This is a genomic window from Mycolicibacterium chitae, assembly GCF_900637205.1.
Lineage (GTDB): Bacteria > Actinomycetota > Actinomycetes > Mycobacteriales > Mycobacteriaceae > Mycobacterium > Mycobacterium chitae.
In genome coordinates, this window is the sequence record NZ_LR134355.1 from 4,568,388 (window position 1) to 4,589,368 (window position 20,981).

Genomic DNA, 20,981 nt, shown 5'->3' on the forward strand with positions numbered 1-20,981 from the left:
CGCGGGGAGGGACGACGAATCATGGGATCTGCCGAGTATCAGGCTGAGCAGGCACCGCCGCGTTTCGCGATCATCGGCTACGCGGCCCGGTTACCCGGGGCCCGGGACGCCGCCGAATACTGGGACCTGCTGAGCGAGGGCCGCGAGGCGATCTCGGAGGTGCCCGCGGACCGCTGGAACGCCGACGAGTTCTTCGACCCGGAACCCGGCGCGCCCGGCAAGGTCGTCACCCGCCGCGCCGGCTTCGTCGACGACCCCACCGGATTCGACGCGCCGTTCTTCGGGATGTCGACGCGCGAGGTCAGGTTGTTGGACCCGCAGCACCGGTTGCTGCTGGAGACCGCGTGGCACGCGGTGGAGCATTCGGGCACCGCGCCAACGGCGTTGGCCGACACCAACACTGGCGTGTTCGTGGGCCTGGCTACCCATGACTACCTGGGGATGGCCTCCGATGAGCTGACCTATCCCGAGATCGAGGCCTACATGGCCATCGGGACCTCGAACGCCGCCGCGGCCGGCCGGATCAGCCACCGGCTGGGTTTGCAGGGACCGGCCGTCGCCGTCGACACCGCGTGCAGTTCCTCGCTGGTGGCCATCCACCAGGCCTGCCAGGCGCTGCGCCTCGGTGAATGCGATCTGGCCCTGGCCGGCGGGGCCAACGTCCTGCTGACCCCGGCCACCATGATCACGTTCTCCAGCGCCCACATGCTGGCCCCGGACGGCCGCTGCAAGACCTTCGACGCGGCCGCCGACGGCTACGTGCGCGGTGAGGGCTGCGGCGTCGTGGTCATCAAGCGGTTCGAGGATGCGCTGCGCGACGGCGACCACATCCGCGCCGTGATCCGCGGCAGCGCGGTCAACCAGGACGGCGCCTCGGGCGGGCTGACGGTGCCCAACGGCGTGGCCCAGCAGCGGGTCATCGCCGACGCGCTACACCGCGCCGGGTTGACCCCCAGCGACGTCGGCTACCTCGAGGCCCACGGCACCGGCACCTCGCTGGGCGATCCCATCGAGGCCCAGGCCGCCGGCGCCGCGCTGGGCGCCGGCCGCGACCCCGGCAAGCCGCTGCTCATCGGCTCGGCGAAGACCAACATCGGACACCTCGAGGCCGCGGCGGGCATCGCCGGTGTCATCAAGGTCGTCCTGGCGCTCGAGCACGAGACCCTGCCCAAGCACCTCAACTTCGAGAACCCGTCGCCGCACATCCCGTGGGATTCGCTGCCGGTGCAGGTGGTGCGGGAGAGCACCCCGTGGCAGCGCAACGGGGTGCGCCGCGTCGCCGGGGTCAGCTCCTTCGGCTTTGCCGGCACCAACGCCCACGTCATCCTCGAGGAAGCCCCCGCACCGGCCGAGCCCGGGCCGACGGTCATCGACGCCCCCGCGCGGTTCAGCGTGCTGCCGCTGTCGGCGCGCACCCCGGCCGCCCTGGTGCAGATCGCCGAGCAGTACCGCGGCTGGCTGCGCGAGCACCCCGAGGCCACCCTGGCCGACCTCTGCCGGACCGCCGGGACCGCGCGGGCGCACCTCGAGCACCGCGCCGCACTGGTGGTCAACACCCGCGATGCGGCCATCGAACTGCTCGGCGCGCTGGCCGACGACCGGCCCGCGCCGGGCCTGGTGCGTGGCGAGTCCCACGAGGCACCCAAGACCGCGTGGTTGTTCACCGGACAGGGCAGCCAGTACCCCGGGATGGCACGGGAGCTGTTCGACACCGAGCCGGTGTTCGCCGAGACGCTGCGCGCATGCGCCGACGCCGTCGCCGATGCGCTCGAAAAGCCCTTGCTGGACGTCATTTTCGCGATGGACGGCCCGGACAGCGAGGAGACACTGCGGCAGACCTCCTACGCCCAGCCGGCACTGTTCGCCGTCGAGATGGGCCTGGCCCGGCTCTGGCAATCGTGGGGAATCGAGCCCGATGTGGTGCTGGGGCACAGCGTCGGCCAATACGCCGCGGCCTGCGTCGCGGGGGTGCTCACGCTCACCGACGGCGCGCTGTTGATGGCCGAGCGCGGCCGGCTGTTCGGCAGCCTGCCCGCGGGCGGACGGATGGTCGCGGTGTTCACCGCCGCCGAACGCGCCGAAGCCCTGACCGACGAGTACCCCAGCCTGTCGGTCGCCGCCTACAACGGCGCCAACACGGTGTTGTCCGGGCCCACAGCGGATCTGGAGAAAGCCGTGGCCGCGCTGACGGCCGACGGGGTGCGCTGCGACTGGCTCGACACCAGCCACGCGTTCCACTCGTCGCTGCTCGATCCCATCCTGGACGAGTTCGAGGCCTACGCGCAGCAGTTCACTTTTGCTGCGCCACAACGGATCCTGATCGACAACCGCACCGGCACCGCACTGGGCCGCAGCGTGCGCCTCGACGGCGCCTACTGGCGCCGCCACGCCCGCCAGCCCGTGGAGTTCGCCAAGAGCGTGCGCACGCTGGCCGAACTGAACTGCAAGACGCTGCTCGAGATCGGCCCGCGGCCGATCCTGACCGCGGCCGCGCTGGCCGCCTGGCCCGAACCGGCCACCGCGCCCCGCGCGCTGGCGTCCTTGCGCCGCAACGCCTCCGATCACCGCCAGATCATCGAGGCCGTCGCCGACGCCTACGTGCTGGGCCACCTGCCGGACTTCGACGCCCTCACCGCCGCGGCCGGACGCAAGCTCGACCTGCCCACCTACCCGTTCGAGCACCGCCAGTACTGGTACTCCGACAACCGGGACGCCCGCGAGCAGGCCGACCGAGAGCCGCCCGCCATGCGCACCGAGACCCTCGGCCTGCTCGAGGACGGCCGGATCGAGGAACTCGCCGCCCTGCTCGACGACGGCGATCAGCGCACCCGCGAGGTGCTCAGAAAGCTTGCCGCCCACCATAATCAGCAACGCGCCACCCAATCGGTGGCCGAGGACCGCTACGAGATCCACTGGGAGAAGACCGACCTCGGAGTCGGGGACGGCCTCGGCGACGGGGGCGATCCCGCGCCGTGGCTGCTCATCGGTGAGGACAACGCCGCCACCCGCCCCCTGCTCGACCTGCTGACCGCCCGCGGCCGGCAGCATCGGCTGGTCGGACTGCCGGCCACCGACGCCGAGGAGGCGGCGCTGGCCGAGCAGTTGCGTGCCGCGGTCGCCGAGGGCGCCGCGCCGCGCATCCTGCAAATCGCGGCGCTGGACGCCGACCCCGACCCGGGCACGGGCCTGTCGACGCGCGCCCTGCTGCGCATGCAGCACCGCATCCTGGGCGGCACCCGCCGTCTCTTCGCCGCCGCCGTCGCCGCCGAACTGCGCGGCCCGATCTGGCTGGTGACCCGCGGCGCCCAACACGTGCTCGACGCCGACGTCGTGGCCCCCGAGCAGAGCTGCCTGTGGGGCTTCGGCCGCGCGGCCTCCCTCGAATATCCGCAGCTGTGGGGCGGACTGGCCGACCTGTCGTCGGACCCGGATGCCGAATGGCCCCGGCTGCTCGCCGCCGTCTCGGCGCCGCGCGACACCGACCTCAGCGAGGACCAGATCGCGCTGCGCGGCCCGGCGAGCTATGTCCGCCGGCTGGTGCGGCGCAGCGCCGCACCGACGGATGCGCCGACCGAACTACGCTCGGACGCCACGTATCTGGTGACCGGCGGGCTCGGGGCACTGGGCCTCGAGATCGCCGAGTACCTCGCCGCCCGCGGCGCCACGCAGCTGGTGCTGACCAGCCGGCGCGAGCCCGCGGAGGCCGTCGCGCAGCGCATCGACGCGCTGCGCGACCAGCACGGCTGCGCGGTCCGGGTGGTCACCGCCGACGTCGCCGACGCGCACGACGTCGCGCGCCTGCTGGCGCTGGTGTCCGCCGAACTGCCGCCGCTGGCCGGCCTCGTCCATGCCGCCGGCGAGATCGACACCACCCCGCTGAGCAGCCTCTCGGACGACGACGTGGACCGTGTCTTCGCCGGAAAGGTCTGGGGTGCCGCACAGTTGAGCGAGGCCACCGCCGACCTCGACCTCGACTTCTTCGTGTGCACCTCGTCGATCGCCTCGGTGTGGGGCGGGTTCGGACAGACCGCCTACGGCGCGGCCAACGCCTTCCTCGACGGGCTGGCGTGGCGGCTGCGCGCCCAGGGCGTCGCCGGGGTCAGCGTCAACTTCGGTCCGTGGTCGACCGGCATGGCCGACGCGGAGTCGCGGTCCCGCCTCGAGGCCCGCGGCATCCGCACGCTCTCCCCCACCGACGCGCTGGCCGGGCTGGCCGACGTGCTGGTGGCCGCGACCGACGGTCCCGCCCAGGGCGTGGTGGCCCGCGTCGACTGGGCCCGGTTCCTGCCGCTGTATCAGCAGGCCGGCCGGCGGGGCTTCCTCGCGGAGTTGGAGCGGGAGGTGCCCGCCGCGGTCACCGCCGCCGCACCCGCCGGATCTGCCGCCGGGACAACGCAACTCGTCGACCGCCTCACCGCCGCACCCGTCCAGCAGCGCAAGAAGCTGCTCACCGACTACCTGCGCGACGCGGTCGCCGAGGTGACCCGGGTGGATACCTCGGAGATCCGCGAGGACGCCGGCTTCTTCGACCTCGGCATGGATTCGCTGATGGCCGTCGAACTGCGGCGACGCATCGAACAAGGGGTGGGACAGCAGATCCCGATCACCCTGGTGATGGACCATCCCCGGCTCTCCGATGTGGCCGACTACCTGCTCGGCGACGTGCTCGGGCTGGCCCAGCAGGCCGCCCCCGTCGCCGCGCCGACGGCCGCGGCCACCCGCCGCGACGAGCCCATCGCGATCGTCGCGGTGTCGTGCCGGTTCCCCGGCGCGCCCAACCCGGAGGCCTTCTGGGACGTGCTCGCCGAGGGCATCGACGCCATTCGGGAGGTCCCCGAGGACCGCTTCGACATCGACGAGTTCTACGACCCGGACCCCGACGCGCCGGGCAAGACCTACACCCGCTTCGGCGGATTCCTCGACGGCATTGACGGTTTCGATCCCGAGTTCTTCGGCATCTCCCCGCGCGAGGCGGTCTGGATCGAACCGCAGCAGCGGCTGATCCTGGAGACCGTGTGGGAGGGCCTCGAGCGGGCCGGCTACGCACCGGCGGCGTTGCGCGGCAGCCGCACCGGCATCTTCACCGGCGTGGCCGCCAACGAGTACGCGCACCTGCTGTCGGCCGAGCCGATCGACAAGATCGAACCGCACTTCATCACCGGCAACGCGCTCAACGCCATCTCCGGGCGGGTGGCCTTCGCGCTGGGCTTCGAGGGCCCGGCCGTCGCGGTCGACACCGCGTGCAGTTCCGCGCTGGTGGCCGTCCACCAGGCCGTGCAGGCGCTGCACGCCGGGGACTGCGATCTGGCGCTGGCGGGCGGGGTCAACGTGTTGTTGAGCCCGGTCACCGTGGTGGCGGCGTCCCGCGCGCGGATGCTCTCCCCGGTCGGGCGGTGCAAGACCTTCGACGCCTCGGCCGACGGGTACGTCCGCAGCGAGGGCTGCGGCATCCTGGTGCTCAAGCGGCTCAGCGACGCGCAGCGCGACGGCGACCGGATCTGCGCCGTGATCGGCAGCAGCGTGGTCAACCAGGACGGCGCCTCCAGCGGGCTCACCGTCCCCAACGGCGGTGCGCAGCAACGGCTCATCGAGTCGGCGCTGGCGCGCGCCGGCCTGTCCGGCGGCGATGTCGACTACCTCGAGGCGCACGGCACCGGCACCCCACTCGGGGATCCGATCGAGGTGCAGGCGGCCGCCGCGGCCTACGGCGGCGCCCGCGAGGCGGACCGCCCGCTGCTGATGGGGTCGGTGAAGACCAACATCGGGCACACCGAATCCGCCTCCGGGGCGGCCGGTCTGATCAAGGTCGTGCTGGCGCTGAAGAACGGTCTGCTGCCCCGCAGCCTGCACTTCGACAACCCCTCGCCGCACATCCCGTGGGATTCGCTGCCGGTCCAGGTGGTGCGGGAGAGCACCCCGTGGCAGGCCAACGGCCGGCCGCGGCGCGCGGGCGTCAGTTCGTTCGGGTTCACCGGCACCAACGCGCACGTGCTGCTCGAGGAGGCCCCGGCACCCGCCGAGGCCCCGGTGCCCGACACCGACGCCCCGGCGGTGCACGTGCTGCCGCTGTCGGCGCGTTCCCCCGAGGCGCTGGTGAGCCTGGCGCAGCGGTACGACGCCTGGCTGACCGACAATCCCGACGCCGACCTCGCGGACCTGGCCCGCACCGCCGGGACCGGTCGGTCGCACTTCGAGCACCGCGCCGCGCTGGTGGTGGATTCGGTCGACAGCGCGCGCCACGCCCTGGCCGACCTGGCCGAGAACCGCACCCGCCCCGGCGTGGTGCGCGGCGAACACACCCGTCCGCCGACGACGGCGTGGCTGTTCACCGGGCAGGGCAGCCAGTACCCCGGGATGGCGCGCGAATTGTTCGACGCCGAACCGGTTTTCGCCGACACCGTGCGGCGCTGCGCCGAGGCCGTCGAGCCCATGCTGCCGGTGCCGCTGCTGGACGTGCTGTTCGCCGCGGACCGCGAGACCGGGGAGCAGTTGCGGCACACGTCGTATGCGCAGCCGGCGCTGTTCGCCGTCGAGATGGGCCTGGCCCGGCTGTGGCAGTCCTGGGGCATCGAACCCGATGTGGTGCTGGGGCACAGCGTCGGCCAGTACGCCGCGGCCTGCGTGGCCGGGGTGTTCACGCTCGAAGACGGCGCGCGGCTGATGGCCGAGCGCGGCCGGATGTTCGGCAGCCTGCCCGAGGGCGGGCGGATGGTGGCGGTCTTCGCCGATGCCAAGCACGTCGAGCAGATCGCGGGCGAGTTCCCGCGGATCTCCGTCGCCGCCTACAACGGCCCCAACACCGTGCTGTCCGGACCGGGCGCGGACCTCGAGCAGATTGTCGAGAGGTTCGCCGAGGAGGGCATCCGCTGCACCTGGCTCGAGACCAGCCACGCCTTCCACTCCGAGCTGCTGGACCCGGTGCTCGACGAGTTCGAGGCCTACGCCGCACAATTCGAGTTCGCGGTGCCCACCCTGCCGCTGGTGTGCAACCGCACCGGGGCGGTGCTCACCGCGCACAGCCCGCTGGATGCGCCGTACTGGCGGCGGCACTCCCGCCAACCGGTGCAGTTCGCCGAGAGCGTGCGCACCGTGGCGGCGCTGGGTTGCTCGGTGCTGATGGAGATCGGCCCCCAGCCGGTGCTGACCGGTGCCGCGGTGCAGGTCTGGCCCGAGCACCTGGCGGCCCCGCGCGCCGTGGCCTCGCTGCGCAAGGGTGTCGGCGACCGGCGCCAGATCGCCGACGCGCTGGCTGCGGCCTACGCCGGCGGGCACCGGCCCGATTTCGCCGCGCTGCATCGTCAACCCCGCCGGGTGCTGGAGCTGCCCACCTATCCGTTCCAGCGTCGTCGCTTCTGGCCCAAGACCGCGGGCATCACCGTCGACGGGCCCGCGGTGTCCGGGATCCTGGGCAGCGGTAAGGATCTCGCGTCCGGGGACACCGTCTACACCAGCCGACTGTCGGTGAAGTCGCAGCCGTGGCTGGCCGACCACGTCATCTACGGCACCGTCGTGGTGCCGGGTGCGACATATGCGGCCATGGCGCTGGCCGCCGCCGGCACCCCGGCCCGCACCAAGGACGTGTTCTTCTACGAGCCGATCATCCTGCCGGAGAAGAGCTCTCGCGAGGTGCAGCTGACGCTGCATCCCCTCGACGGCGGGGAGGGCTCGACGTTCCAGGTGCACAGCCGTCCGTATGGCGAGCGCGGTGCGGACTGGTCGCTGAACGCCGAGGGCACCGTGGTTCCCGGCGTCGACCCGGACGCCGAAGCCCCGGACGGCAAGGACCCGAAGGCCGACGATCCCGTCGACGAGGCGATCGAACGGCTCGACCGCATGCGGCCCCAGGATCTGTTCGAGACCTTCGCCGACATGGAATTGGCGTGGGGCCCGACCTGGTCGGGTTCGCTGAAGTCGTTGTGGCTCGGCGAGGGTGAGGCCATCGGCGACATCCTGGTCGGGGAGGAATTGGCCGCCGAACTGGGCGCCGAGCCCATGCATCCGGTGCTGATGGACCTGTGCACCGGCGTCGCCTTCCCCGCGTTCCCGGCGCTGCTGGCCGCCGAGCAGGGCGTCAACGACCTGTTCCTGCCGTTGCGCTACGGGCAGGTGATGCTGCGCGAGAAGATGCCGCGGCGGTTCTACTGCCGCGCGAAGTGGCACACCAGCGCGCTGGACGCCGAGACCCAGGTGTTCGATCTGGACTTCCTGGACCGAGATGGCCGACAGCTGGGCGGGATTCGCGAGTTCACCGTCAAGCGGGCGCCGCGCGAGGCGCTGCTGCGCGGACTCGGCGGCGACGCCACCCGGCTGCTCTACACCGTGGGCTGGCACGAGGTGCCCGCCCCCGCGCCCGCCGAGTCCCCCGCCGGCGGCAACTGGCTGATTTGCGGCTTCGACGAACTCGCGGACAAGGTGCCGGGATGCGTTCCCGCCGACCGGATCACCGACCCGGCGCTGCTGGGCGAGCAACTCAGCGCGGCACACGAGCGCGGCATGGCGTTCTCCGGGGTCGTCTGGCGCGCCGCGCCGGCACCGGCCGGCGAGGCGAGCACCGACGCGGCCGCGCGCCTGGAGTCCGAGATCGCGAACCTGCTCAGCGCGGTGCACACCGTGCAGGGCGGGCTCAAGCTGCCCGGCGGGTTGTGGATGGTCACCGAGCGGGCCGTGGCCACCGAATCCGGCGAGCCGGTCGATCCGGTGCAGGCCGCGCTGTGGGGCCTGGGCCGCACGACGGTCAACGAGGAACCCGCGCTGCGGGCCAGGCTGGTCGACTGCGACGGGTCTCCGGAGGCGGTGGGCGTGCTGGCCAAGTTGCTGGCCGCCGGACCGGCCCTCGAGGAGCCGGAACTCGCGCTGCGGCAAGGGAAGTTGCTGGCGTCGCGGCTGTTGCCGTGGGCGCGCAGCGGGCATCTGACCGTGCCGCGCTCCCCCGACTACGCCCTGGCGCCCACCGAGCGCGGCGCGATCGACAACCTGCGGCTCGTGGAGGCCGACGTCCCGGCGCCACAGGACGGCTACGTGCAGGTCCGGGTGGAAGCCGCGGGCCTGAACTTCCGCGATGTGCTCAACGTGCTGGGCCTGTACCCGGGTGACCCGGGCCCGATCGGCGGGGACTTCGCCGGGGTCGTCACGCAGGTGGGCGACGGGGTCGACGGGCTCGAGGTCGGCCAGCGGGTCTACGGCTTCATGCAGGGCGCGTTCGCCAGCCGGTTCAACGTGCCGGCGCAGCTGCTGGCGCCGATCCCCGACGGGGTCAGCGCCGTCGAGGCGGCCACCATCCCGGCGGCCGCGCTGACCGTGCGGCTCGCGTTCGACTGGGCGCAGCTGAAGCCCGGCGACAAGGTGTTGATCCACGCCGCCAGCGGCGGGGTGGGGCTGGCCGCGGTCCAGATGGCCCAGCAGTGCGGGGCCACGGTGTTCGCCACCGCCAGCACCTTCAAGCGCGCGACGCTGCGCAACCTGGGGGTCAAGTACGTCTACGACTCGCGCAGCACGGATTTCGCGGACCTGATCCTGGCCGACACCGACGGCGCCGGCGTGGACGTGGTGCTCAACAGCCTCACCAACGAGGGCTTCCTCGAGGCGACGGTGCGGGCCACCGCCCTCAACGGCCGGTTCGCCGAGATCGCCAAGCGCGACATCTGGACGCCCGAGCAGATGGCCGAGGTGCGACCCGACATCGCCTACGAGATCGTGGCGCTGGACACGGTGACCTTCCAGGAGCCCGAACGGATTCGGAGCCTGTTGACCGAGGTGTCGCAGGGGCTGGCCGAGGGCCAGTGGCGTCCGCTGCCCGCCGAGATCTATCCGCTGGCCGAGGCCCGAGCAGCGTTCCGGCGGATGCAGCAGGCCCGGCACATCGGCAAGATCGTGGTGCAGATGCCGAAACCGCTGCAGCCGCAGGGCGATCGGAGCTACCTGATCACCGGTGGCCTCGGCGCGATCGGCCTGCACACCGCGGCGTATCTGGCGCAACTCGGGGCCGGCGACATCGTGTTGACCAGTCGGCGCGCCCCGGACCCGGACGCGCAGCAGGTGATCGACGACATCGCGGAGCGGTACAAGTGCCGCGTCCACGTCTTCACCGCCGACGTGGGCGACGAGGCCGAGGTGGCCAAGCTGCTCGACCGGATCCGCGCGGAGCTGCCGCCGCTGGCGGGGGTGGCGCACCTGGCCGGCGTGCTCGACGATGCGCTGCTGTCCCAGCAGAGCGTCGAGCGGTTCCGGACCACGTTGACGCCCAAGGCCTTTGGCGCCGACCACCTGGACCGGCTGACCGCGGACGATGCGCTGGACTTCTTCATCGTGTCGTCGTCGGTGTCGAGCCTGTTCGGTTCCCCGGGCCAGGCCAACTACGCGACGGCCAACGCCCTGCTCGACGGCCTGATCGCACAGCGCCGAGCCCGAGGTCTGCCGGCCACCGGCGTCAACTTCGGCCCGTGGGCCCAGGGCGGCATGGCGTCCTCGGAGGCGGCCACCGCCAACATCAGCGCCCAGGGCCTGATCCCGCTGGAGCCGTCGGCGGCGTTGAGCGCGCTGGCCGAGGCGATGGCCAACGGCACCGGGCAGGCGACGGTCATCAAGGCCAACTGGCAGCGGGCCGCGAAGGTGCTCGGGGCCTCCCGTCCGCCGATCCTGGATCTGGTGTTGCCGAGCGCGGCCGGCGAGGTGACCGGCGACAGCGAGTTGTTCAAGCAGCTGCAGGAGATCCCGGTGCCGCAGCGTGCCGGGTTCGTCACCGAGTTCCTGCAGCGGGAGGTGCAGAACTTCCTGCGGCTCGCGCAGCCGCCGGCGGCGTCGAGCCGGTTCCTGGATCTGGGCACGGATTCGCTGATGGCGATCGAACTGCGCAACCGGTTGCACAGCCAGTTCGGCGGCGCGTTCACCATCAACGCGACGGCGGTGTTCGACTACCCGACCATCGGCGGGCTGGCCGAATATCTCGTCGGGCAGCTCCCGGACGCCGAGGCGGAGGCGGCACCCGTGGCGGAACCAGAACCGGCCGCCGAGTAACGGCTCACACCCAGCGGGTGGCCTCCAGCTCCGGGGTCAGCGGCGGACGCAGCGGGACGTCGAGGCCGTCGTAGATGCCGGGCTTCTGTTCGGCCAGCCAGCCGATGGCCCCGAGCAGCCGGTTGGCGGCGGTGGTGTTGCCGCCGTCGGCCCGGGTGCCGCCGGGCACGTCGGCGCGGGTGATGATCGTCAGCTGCGGGTCGCCGTCGATGATCACGCGGTGATCGCCGGCGCCCTCCTCGGGCTGCGGCCAGTCCGGGGCGCAGGCCGGGTCGATGCGGGTGATGTGCTCGACGACCACGCGCTGCCTGCCGTCGACCCAGCCGATCACCTTCAGGAAGAACGCGCCCTGGGTGCCGGCCGCGAAGTGCCCCATGGCGTTGTCGCACGCGTTTTCCAAGGGCCGCCGTTCGACCTCCTCGGTGATCTCGTCGATCTCGAGGCCCAGGCCGCGGCCGATGAGCCGGACGTTGCCGCCCCACACCATGGTCGGGACCGACGGCAGCAGCATCATCGGGATCTCGTCCATCGCGCCGCCGAAGCCGCAGGACACCCGCACCGCGTGCGGCTGGTCGTAGGTGGAGTAGTCGAAGATCTCCTGGCAGCGGATGGTCCGGATCCGGGTGCACAGGCCCGCGGCCAGCACCGCCAGCGCGTCGTTGGCCCAGCCCGGGTCGACGCCGCTGACCAGCAGCGTCGAGCGCCCCGCCTCGGCGGCGTCGGTGAGCCTGTTGACCCAGTCGGGCGGTGCCGAGCGCGGGTCGTAGAGCGAGTACAGCGACGGCGTCACCACGTGCGCGCCGGCGCGCAGGCAGCGCTCGATGTCGGCCACGGCGTCGTCGGGGCGGATGTCGCCGGAGGCCAGGTAGGCCACCGCGTTGCAGTCGCGCAGTACGGCGTCGACGTCGTCGCTGGCCAACACCCCGGTCGGGGCGTCGAGCCGGGCGAAGGTCGCGGCGTCCCTGCCGACCTTCGCCGGCGTCGAGGTGATCAGCCCGACCAGCTGTAATCCCGGGAATCCGGTGGCCGACCGGATGGCCGCGGCGCCCATGTTGCCAGTTCCCCAGATCGCGAGTCGGTGCATGGCGTCAACCTAGCCGCAGCGCGGGTGACGAGCGTCACTGTTGGCGCAAAAACCCGGCTCAGCGGGGGTGTGCGGGGACGTTTTCCGAGGTCGGCCAACCGCTCGGTTGGTTAGTTGCGAGAAATAGCTCGCGCAGGCTTTGCGTTGAAGTTACCGAGCGGTATAGTCAGCACAGTTACTGGTGGGTAACTTATCCCGAGTACCCAACCGAAAAAGCTGAATATCGCACATGCCAGTGGCAGTTCTCACCGAGGAGGAAACGTGAGCCACTACAAGTCCAACGTTCGCGACCAGGAGTTCAACCTCTTTGAGGTATTCGGCGTCGACAAGGCGCTGGGCCAGGGCGCCTACAGCGATATCGACGTCGACACCGCCCGCGAGATGCTCGGCGAGATGGCCCGCCTGGCCGAGGGGCCGATCGCCGAGTCGTTCGTCGACGGCGACCGCAACCCGCCGGTGTTCGACCCGGCCACCCACTCCGTGAAGATCCCGGAGTCGTTCAAGAAGTCGATGCGTGCGCTGTACGACGGCGGCTGGGACAAGATCGGCATGCCCGAGCAGCTCGGCGGCATGCCGATGCCCCGCGCGCTGCAGTGGGCCCTGATCGAGCACATTCTGGGCGCCAACCCGGCCGCCTACATGTACGCCATGGGCAGCGGCATGGCCCTGATCATGCACAACTTGGCCACCGACGAGCAGAAGAAGTGGGCCGAGCTGGCCGCCGAGCGTTGTTGGGGCGCGACGATGGTGCTCACCGAGCCCGACGCCGGTTCCGATGTCGGCGCCGGCCGCACCAAGGCCGTGCGGCAGGACGACGGGTCCTGGCACATCGACGGCGTCAAGCGGTTCATCACCTCCGCCGATTCCGACGACATGTTCGAGAACATCTTCCACATGGTGCTGGCCCGCCCCGAGGGCGCCGGCCCGGGCACCAAGGGTCTGTCGCTGTTCTTCGTGCCGAAGTTCCACTTCGACCCCGAGACCGGCGAACTCGGCGAGCGCAACGGCGTCTTCGTCACCAACGTCGAGCACAAGATGGGCCTCAAGGTCTCCACCACGTGTGAGCTGACCTTCGGCCAGCACGGCGTGCCCGCCAAGGGCTGGCTGGTCGGCGAGGTGCATGACGGTATCGCGCAGATGTTCGACGTCATCGAGCAGGCCCGGATGATGGTCGGCACCAAGGCCATCGCGACCCTGTCGACCGGTTACCTCAACGCGCTCGAGTACGCCAAGACCCGGGTGCAGGGCGCCGACATGACGCAGCTGACCGACAAGACCGCGCCGCGCGTGACCATAACGCATCACCCCGACGTGCGTCGCAGCCTGATGACCCAGAAGGCCTACGCCGAGGGCATGCGCGCGCTGTACCTGTACACCAGCACCTTCCAGGACGTCGACGTCGCGCAGACGCTGCACGGCGTGGACGCCGACCTGGCGCTCAAGGTCAACGATCTGCTGCTGCCGGTGGTCAAGGGCTACGGGTCCGAGCAGGCCTACGCCAAGCTGACCGAGAGCCTGCAGACCTTCGGTGGCTCCGGCTTCCTGCAGGACTACCCCATCGAGCAGTACATTCGCGACGCCAAGATCGACAGCCTCTACGAGGGCACCACCGCCATCCAGGCGCAGGACTTCTTCTTCCGCAAGATCGTCCGCGACCAAGGCAAGGCGTTGGCGCACGTGGCCGGCGAGATCAGCGAGTTCATCAAGAACGAGTCGGGCAACGGTCGCCTCAAGAGCGAGCGGGCGCTGCTGTCCACCGCGCTCGAGGACGTCCAGGGCATGGCCGCCGCCCTGACCGGTTACCTGATGGCCGCGCAGGAGGAGCCCGCCAGCATCTACAAGGTGGGGCTGGGCTCGGTGCGCTTCCTGCTGTCGGTCGGTGACCTGCTGGTCGGCTGGCTGCTGGCCCGTCAGGCCGCGGTCGCCGTCGAGAAGCTCGACGCCGGCGCCACCGGCGACGACAAGGCGTTCTACGAGGGCAAGGTCGCCGTGGCCGGGTTCTTCGCCAAGAACATCCTGCCGCAGCTGACCGCCACCCGCGCGGTCATCGAGAACATCGACAACGACATCATGGAGCTCGACGAAGCGGCCTTCTAGGCCACCACGGATAAGCCACCACGAACCACGACGGCCCCTGCGCGCGCATGCGTGCGGGGGCCGTCGCCAATTCTGTGGGTCTGAGAAATAGGGCGGGTTCGGGAGGACATTGAGTGCGCCTCGTTAGATCTCGCGCGTCCGACCTTCGCCTCTTCGTCGGCACTTTGGATTGGTCACTCCCGAACCCGTCGTAGCGACGATGCTACGCCTGTGGCGTGGCTCACACCAGAGGGAATTTCGGGGGGTGGCTCCTGGAGTCCCCTCGGCCCCAGCAGCACCCATCGCCGCACCTCGAAAGAAGGATGGCCCGTGTTGCCGTCGGGTCGGGGGGTCAGACGGCAACACGGAGCCAACCAGTACATCGATTACCCCGTCGGGAGCGTTACAAACCCGGGGCAGCAAATTTCTGGCTGATTTCTAGGCCTCCAGAATGGCGGTCACACCCTGGCCGCCGGCGGCGCAGATGGAGATCAGGCCGCGCACGGTCCGGCCGCCGGCCTCGCCCTTCTTCTCGTGCAGCTGCTTGGCCAACTGCGCGACGATCCGCCCGCCGGTGGCGGCGAACGGATGCCCGGCCGCCAGCGAGGAGCCGTTGACGTTGAGCTTGCTGCGGTCGATCGAGCCCAGCGGGCCGTCGAGCCCCAGCCGCTGCGTGCAGTACTCCTCGGATTCCCAGGCCTGCAGCGCCGCGAGCACCACCGAGGCGAACGCCTCGTGGATCTCGTAGTAGTCAAAGTCCTGCAACGACAGGCCGTTCCGGGCCAGCAGCCGCGGCACCGCGTAGGTGGGCGCCATCAGCAGCCCGTCGGCGCCGCTGACGTAGTCCACCGCCGCGGTCTCGGCGTCGACGAGGTAGGCCAGCACCGGCAGCCCGTGGTCGGCGGCCCACTGCTCGCTGGCCAGCAGCGCCACCGACGCCCCATCGGTCAGCGGCGTGGAGTTGCCTGCGGTCATCGTGGCGTCGCCGTTGCGGACGCCGAAGACCGGCTTGAGCCTGGCCAGTTTCTCCGGGGAGGAGTCCGGACGCAGGTTGTCGTCGCGGTAAAGCCCCAGGAAGGGCGTCACCAGGTCGTCGAAGAAACCGCGGTCGTAGGCGGCGGCCATGTTGCGGTGGCTGGCGGCGGCAAGCTCGTCCTGGTCGACGCGCTTGATCCCCAGCTGCTTGGCGGTGACGGCGGCGTGCTCCCCCATCGACAGGCCCGTGCGGGGTTCGCCGTTGGTCGGAATCTGCACGCCGATCGAGGCGGGCAGCTTGCCCACCAGCTTCAACCGCTCCAGGTTGGACTTGGACCGGCGCAGGCTCAGCAGCACCCGGCGCAGGTCGTCGCCGAAGGCGATGGGCGCATCGGAGGTGGTGTCCACCCCGCCGGCCGCGGCGACCTCGTAGCGGCCCAGCGCGATGCCGTCGGCGGCCGCGATGGCCGACTGCAGGCCGGTGCCGCAGGCCTGCTGCAGGTCGAAGGCCGGGGTGTCCGCGGACAGGGCGCTGCCCAGCACGCACTCGCGCATCAGGTTGAAGTCGCGGCTGTGCTTGAGCACCGCGCCGCCGATCACCATGTCGAGACGCTGCCCGGCCAGGTCGAACCGCTCGACCAGGCCGTCCAGCGCGGCGGTGAACATGTCCTGGTTGGACGCTTGGGCGTAGGCGCCGTCGGAGCGGGCGAACGGGATGCGGTTGCCGCCCAGCACCGCGACGGGGCGGCGGTTCTTGGTCGGGTTCGATTGCGCGTCGGTGGCCACGGGTATCTCCGTCGAGTCGGTTTGAGGTGGATGCCAATGACGGCCATACTACCGACAGTTCTTACTCTCAAGTAAGTTCGTCTATGACAACTGAGACTGACAGCTGTGACTTCTGACATGACTTCTGACATCGAGAGGTAACGCCGTGGCTCCCAAGCTTCCCAACGACCTGTACGCGCAGGTGGTCCTGTCCGGGCCCGGATCGTTTCTGGCCAAGCAACTGGGCATCCCGCAGCCCGAGACGCTGCGCCGATACCGTCCCGGCGACCCCCCGCTGGCGGGTCCGCTGCTGATCGGCGGCGAGGGCCGCATCGCCGAACCCATGCGCGCCGCCCTGGCCGAGGACTACGACCTGGTGGGCAACAACCTCGGCGGGCGCTGGGCCGACAGGTTCGGCGGCCTGCTGTTCGACGCCACCGGCATCACCACCCCGGCCGGGCTGAAGGCCCTGCACGACTTCTTCACCCCCCTGCTGCGCAACGTCGGCCCGTCCGGCCGCATCGTCGTGGTCGGCACCACGCCGGAGGACACCGACAGCGCCGACGAGCGCATCGCCCAGCGCGCCCTGGAGGGCTTCACCCGATCGCTGGGCAAGGAGATGCAGCGCGGCGCGACGGTGTCGCTGGTGTACCTGTCGCCGGCCGCGAAGCCCGCGGCCACCGGCCTCGAGTCCACGCTGCGGTTCCTGTTGTCGGCCAAGTCCGCCTACGTCGACGGGCAGGTCTTCTACGTCGGCGCGGCCGACTCGACCGCGCCCGCCGACTGGGACAAGCCGCTGGACGGGAAGGTGGCCATCGTGACCGGCGCGGCCCGCGGCATCGGCGCGACCATCGCCGAGGTGTTCGCCCGCGACGGCGCCAAGGTGGTGTGCATCGACATGGCCGCGCCCGAGGGCGCCCCGGACGCGCTCGGGGAGACCGCGACCAAGGTCGGCGGCACCGCCCTGGCCCTGGATGTCACCGCCGACGACGCGGTGCAGCGGATCACCGACCACCTGCTCGAACACCACGGCGGCAAGGCCGACATCCTGGTCAACAACGCCGGCATCACCCGCGACAAGCTGCTGGCCAACATGGACGACGCCCGCTGGGACGCCGTCATCGCGGTCAATCTGCTTGCCCCGCAGCGCCTCACCGAGGGCCTGGTGGACAGCGGCGTCCTCGGCGCGGGCGGACGGGTGATCGGGCTGTCGTCGATGGCCGGCATCGCCGGTAACCGGGGTCAGACCAACTACGCGGCCACCAAGGCGGGCATGATCGGCCTCACCGAGGCGCTGGCCCCCAAGCTGGCCGAGAAGGACATCACCATCAACGCCGTCGCGCCGGGATTCATCGAGACCAAGATGACCGAGGCCATCCCGTTCGCCACCCGCGAGGTGGGCCGCCGGATGAACTCGCTGTTCCAGGGCGGCCAACCCGTCGACGTGGCCGAGGCCATCGCCTACTTCGCCGGCCCGGCCTCGAACGCCGTGACCGCCAACACGATCCGGGTCTGCGGCCAGGCCATGCTGGGGGCGTGATGAGCAGCAGCCTGGTGAACATGGCCCGCGCGGCCATCGGCGCCCTGCCGCTGATCCCGCGCGGCGACGCCCTGCCCGAGCGGACCCTGACCGTCACCGATCTGGCCATCGACCGGGACAACGTCGCGGCCTACGCCGCGGTGACGGGCCTGCGGTTCCGCGACACGGTGCCGGTGACCTACCCGTTCGCGCTGACCTTCCCGACCGTGATGGAGCTGATCACCGGCTTCGACTTCCCGTTCGCGGCAATGGGTTCGGTGCACGTCGAGAACCACATCACCCAGCACCGGCCGATCGCCGTCACCGACACCGTGTCGGTCAAGACGGAGGCGACCAACCTGCGCGAACACCGCAAGGGCCTGCTCGTCGACGTCGTCACCGACCTGCACGTGGGCAACGAGTTGGCCTGGCACCAGGTCACCACGTTCCTGCATCAGCAGCGCACCAGCCTGTCCGACGAGCCCAAGCCGCCGCCGGTCAAGCAGCCGAAGTTGCCGCCGCCGAACGCGATCCTGCGGATCACCCCCGGCCAGATCCGCCGCTACGCCGCCGTGGGCGGGGACCGCAACCCGATCCACACCAGCTCGCTGGGCGCCAAGCTGTTCGGCTTCCCCACGGTGATCGCGCACGGGATGTTCAGCGCCGCAGCGGTGTTGGCCAACATCGACGGCCAGTTGCCGGAGGCGCTGCGGTACTCGGTGAAGTTCGGCAAGCCGATCATCCTGCCGGCGAGCCCCGGGCTGTACGTGGACCCGGTCGCCGACGGCTGGGACCTGTCGCTGCGCAACCTGGCCAAGGGCTATCCGCACCTGACCGGCGAGGTCCGCGCGCTCTAACGGTTCTCCGGCTTGCCCTTCAGGCCGCGCCAGAACAGATTGATCAGCAGCTCGGCGGCCTCGTCGACGTCGACGTCGCCGGCGCTGACCCGGGCGGCCACCGCCTCGCCGGCGCCCACCAGCGCGATGGCCATCATGTGGAAGTCGGTGCCGGGCTCGGGATTCCGGGTGCCGGTGGACAGCAGCCGGGCCACCAGGTCGATGATCCGCTCGCGGCCGTCGCGCACGGTGTGGGCGAACGCCTGCGAGCTGGTGGCCTGCGTGTAGAGGACGATCCACGACGCGCGGTTGGCGTCGATGTAGCTCAGGAACGTCAGGATGGTCTTGCGCAGCATGTCCCGCGGCGGCAGCGTGAAGTCCACATCCGCGCGCACGGCCTCGATGAACCGGCCGAGTTCGCGGTTCAGGCACGCGCCGAACAGGTCTTCCTTCGAGCCGTAGTAGAGATACAGCATCGGCTTGGAGATCTCGGCCTTCGCCGCGATCGCGTCCATCGACGTCTCGTGATAGCCGTTGACGGAGAACACCTCGACCGCGGCGTCGAGCATCTGCTGCTCGCGGACGGCACGCGGCAACCGCTTGGTACCACCTGCCATGCGCCTACCCTTCGCCGAACGATTCGGCAAACATCTTACTGGGCAGTAAGCAGGCGGCGAACTAGCAGCGCGCCGGGCCCTTGATACCGGCCACCCGGTGCAGCGACTCCTCCACCCGAGCCAGCGGCAACTCGCCGCTGTCGACGGCGGCCTCCAGCCGCTCCAGGACCGCCGGGACTTCGGCGGTGCTGACCCACAGGGCGACGTCGACGCCGGCCTGCAGGCTGCGCAGCACGGCCTCGGGCACCCCGAAGCGCTGGTTGATGGCGCCCATCGAGGACAGGTCGTCGCTGAACACCACCCCGCCGAAGCCGGGGCCGCCGTAGTCGCCGCTGCGCAGCAGGCCCACCGCGGGACCGCTGAGGCTGGCCGGCTCGCCGCCGGTCAGCCCGGGCACCTGCATGTGGCCCATCATCACGCCGACCGGCTGGGTGGTCAGCGTGCGGTACGGCACCAGGTCGGTGGCCTGCAGTTCCTCGAGCGGCGGGGTGGTAACCCCGCCGACGTGCGAGTCGCCCGAGGCGCTGCCGTGGCCGGGGAAGTGCTTGAGCACCGGCAGCACGCCGCCGTCGTGCAGACCGCGCGCATACGCTCCGGCGTACTCGGTCACCACGGCCGGATCCGAACCGAACGAGCGGTCGCCGATCACGGTGCCGTCGCCCGCATCCGTCACGTCGACCACGGGCGCAAAGTCCACGGTGATGCCCAGGCCGCGCATCTTCTGGCCGCGGTCGCGCGCAATCGCGTACACCTCGTCGGGGGTCTTGGTCTGCGCCAGCACCCGCGGCGAGGGCTGGCTGCCGATCAGGGCGGACAGCCGCTGCACCCGGCCGCCCTCCTCGTCGGTGCTGACGGCCAGCGGCAGCGGCTGGGCGTTGGCGGCGATCTCGGCCAGCGTGCCGTCGGACAGCATGGACTTGTCCGTCCAGCTGCCGATGAAGATGCCGCCCACACGGTGCTCGTCGACCACGGCCCGGGCGTCGGCGCCGCTGCTCACCCCGACCATCAGCAGCTGAGCCAGCTTGTCGCGGGTCGACAGCGTCGAGAGGTCGCCGCAGACCGCCGGGGCCTGCGGAATCGGATTGCTCAGCGGAACCGAGGCCGGCGAGGACTGGGTGCGCGCCTCCGCCGGGGCCGACGGTGCAGCCTGCTGGGAGGCCGGCGCACACGCCAGCAGCAAGGCCGGCAGCGCGGCCACCGAGACGGCAACGCGGGACAGCGTCGAGGTGAAAGCCATACCTCATGCTGTCATGTGATCCACGCCGGATCGGCGACCGGCCCGCGAGCGACCATCCGATAGGGTTCTTGAACGGGTCCGAAGCGCGCGACACGCCGTTTCACCTGACCCAAGCCGGCAGTAAGGGGATCATGGGGCATGTCTGTCGTGCTGATTGCCTACGACGGAACCTCTAACGCGCGCCGCGCCGTCAATTACGCGGCCCGGTTTCTCGCTGCGAAGCGGGTGGTGGTGCTCACCGTGTGGACGCCCATCCGCTCGGGCCCCGATCCGGTCAGCGTCGATCTGGACGGGCCGCCCGACCCCATCGAGGACGACCCCGAGGAAGAGCACGACATCGCCTATTCCGATGCGTTGCGCACCAATGAGGAGGGCACCAAGCTGGCCGTGACGGCCGGGATGAACGCCGAACCCATGCTGGTGCCCGTGCAGGGCACGATCTGGCGCGCGATCATCAACGCCGCCGACCGCATCGACGCCGACCTGGTGGTGTCGGGGACCCGCGGCACCACCGGCCTGCGCTCGCTGCTGCAGTCCAGCGTCGCCGACCATGTGCTGCGCCACGGCCGGCGCCCGGTACTGATCGTGCCCCCGGGGCACTGAGCCAACCGTGCTAGGTTGGCTGACGACCGAAACCGACCCGCCCGCTGAGGAGCCCACATGACCCGGTTCGTGGTGCCTGCCGCCGCCAGCATTGTGGTCGGCCTTCTGCTCGGCGCCGCAGCGGTGTTCGGGGTCTCGTTGATGGTCCAACAGGACACCAAGCCGCCGCTGACCGCGGGCGACCCCGCGTCGTCGGTGCTCAACCGCGTCGAATACGGCGACCGCAGCTGACCTGAGCGCAACCCCGGTAGCGGCC

10 protein-coding genes are annotated in these 20,981 nt (G+C 71.0%); 6 read left to right on the forward strand and 4 right to left on the reverse strand.

The features are described from left to right. The first annotated feature begins 21 nt into the window (after nt 1-21). Complete coding sequence (locus EL338_RS21960; RefSeq protein WP_126335672.1) at nt 22-11,013, forward strand: type I polyketide synthase; 10,992 nt, start codon at nt 22-24, stop codon at nt 11,011-11,013. 4 nt (nt 11,014-11,017) lie between these two features. On the opposite strand, the gene EL338_RS21965 is transcribed toward EL338_RS21960, so the two are convergent. Next, nucleotides 11,018-12,097, reverse strand: a complete 1,080-nt coding sequence (locus EL338_RS21965) for an NAD(P)H-dependent amine dehydrogenase family protein (protein WP_126335673.1) — start codon at nt 12,095-12,097, stop codon at nt 11,018-11,020. A gap of 261 nt (nt 12,098-12,358) precedes the next feature. Between EL338_RS21965 and EL338_RS21970 the strand changes: the two genes are divergently transcribed. Then, nucleotides 12,359-14,194 (forward strand): acyl-CoA dehydrogenase, encoded by a 1,836-nt coding sequence (locus EL338_RS21970; RefSeq protein WP_126335674.1) that lies wholly within the window; start codon nt 12,359-12,361, stop codon nt 14,192-14,194. A 417-nt stretch (nt 14,195-14,611) separates the two neighbouring features. Here EL338_RS21970 and EL338_RS21975 read toward each other — a convergent pair whose 3' ends face one another. After that, nucleotides 14,612-15,934 (reverse strand): acetyl-CoA C-acetyltransferase, encoded by a 1,323-nt coding sequence (locus EL338_RS21975; protein WP_126335675.1) that lies wholly within the window; start codon nt 15,932-15,934, stop codon nt 14,612-14,614. Between the two features lie 145 nt (nt 15,935-16,079). Here EL338_RS21975 and EL338_RS21980 point away from each other — a divergent pair, with 145 nt between their 5' ends. Beyond that, complete coding sequence (locus EL338_RS21980) at nt 16,080-17,453, forward strand: 3-oxoacyl-ACP reductase (protein ID WP_126335676.1); 1,374 nt, start codon at nt 16,080-16,082, stop codon at nt 17,451-17,453. After that, nucleotides 17,453-18,289: a MaoC/PaaZ C-terminal domain-containing protein gene (locus EL338_RS21985; protein WP_126337026.1), complete on the forward strand. Its 837-nt coding sequence runs from the start codon at nt 17,453-17,455 to the stop codon at nt 18,287-18,289. The genes EL338_RS21980 and EL338_RS21985 overlap by 1 nt, the downstream gene beginning before the upstream one ends. Here EL338_RS21985 and EL338_RS21990 read toward each other — a convergent pair. Both EL338_RS21990 and EL338_RS21995 read right to left on the reverse strand, forming a co-directional pair. Further along, the gene (locus EL338_RS21990) at nt 18,286-18,885 is read right to left on the reverse strand and encodes a TetR/AcrR family transcriptional regulator (RefSeq protein WP_126335677.1); all 600 of its coding nucleotides are present in this window, start codon (nt 18,883-18,885) and stop codon (nt 18,286-18,288) included. The two genes, EL338_RS21985 and EL338_RS21990, sit on opposite strands and share 4 nt — an antisense overlap. A 61-nt stretch (nt 18,886-18,946) precedes the next feature. Further along, on the reverse strand, nt 18,947-20,122 hold the full coding sequence (locus tag EL338_RS21995) for a glycoside hydrolase family 3 N-terminal domain-containing protein (RefSeq protein ID WP_126335678.1): 1,176 nt from the start codon (nt 20,120-20,122) through the stop codon (nt 18,947-18,949). A 138-nt stretch (nt 20,123-20,260) separates the two neighbouring features. On the opposite strand from EL338_RS21995, the gene EL338_RS22000 reads away from it, so the two are divergent. Together EL338_RS22000 and EL338_RS22005 are read left to right on the forward strand one after the other, a co-directional pair. Further along, nucleotides 20,261-20,725: a universal stress protein gene (locus tag EL338_RS22000; protein WP_126335679.1), complete on the forward strand. Its 465-nt coding sequence runs from the start codon at nt 20,261-20,263 to the stop codon at nt 20,723-20,725. 57 nt (nt 20,726-20,782) lie between these two features. After that, nucleotides 20,783-20,956, forward strand: a complete 174-nt coding sequence (locus EL338_RS22005) for a DUF2613 domain-containing protein (RefSeq protein ID WP_126335680.1) — start codon at nt 20,783-20,785, stop codon at nt 20,954-20,956. The last annotated feature ends 25 nt before the right edge of the window (nt 20,957-20,981 follow it).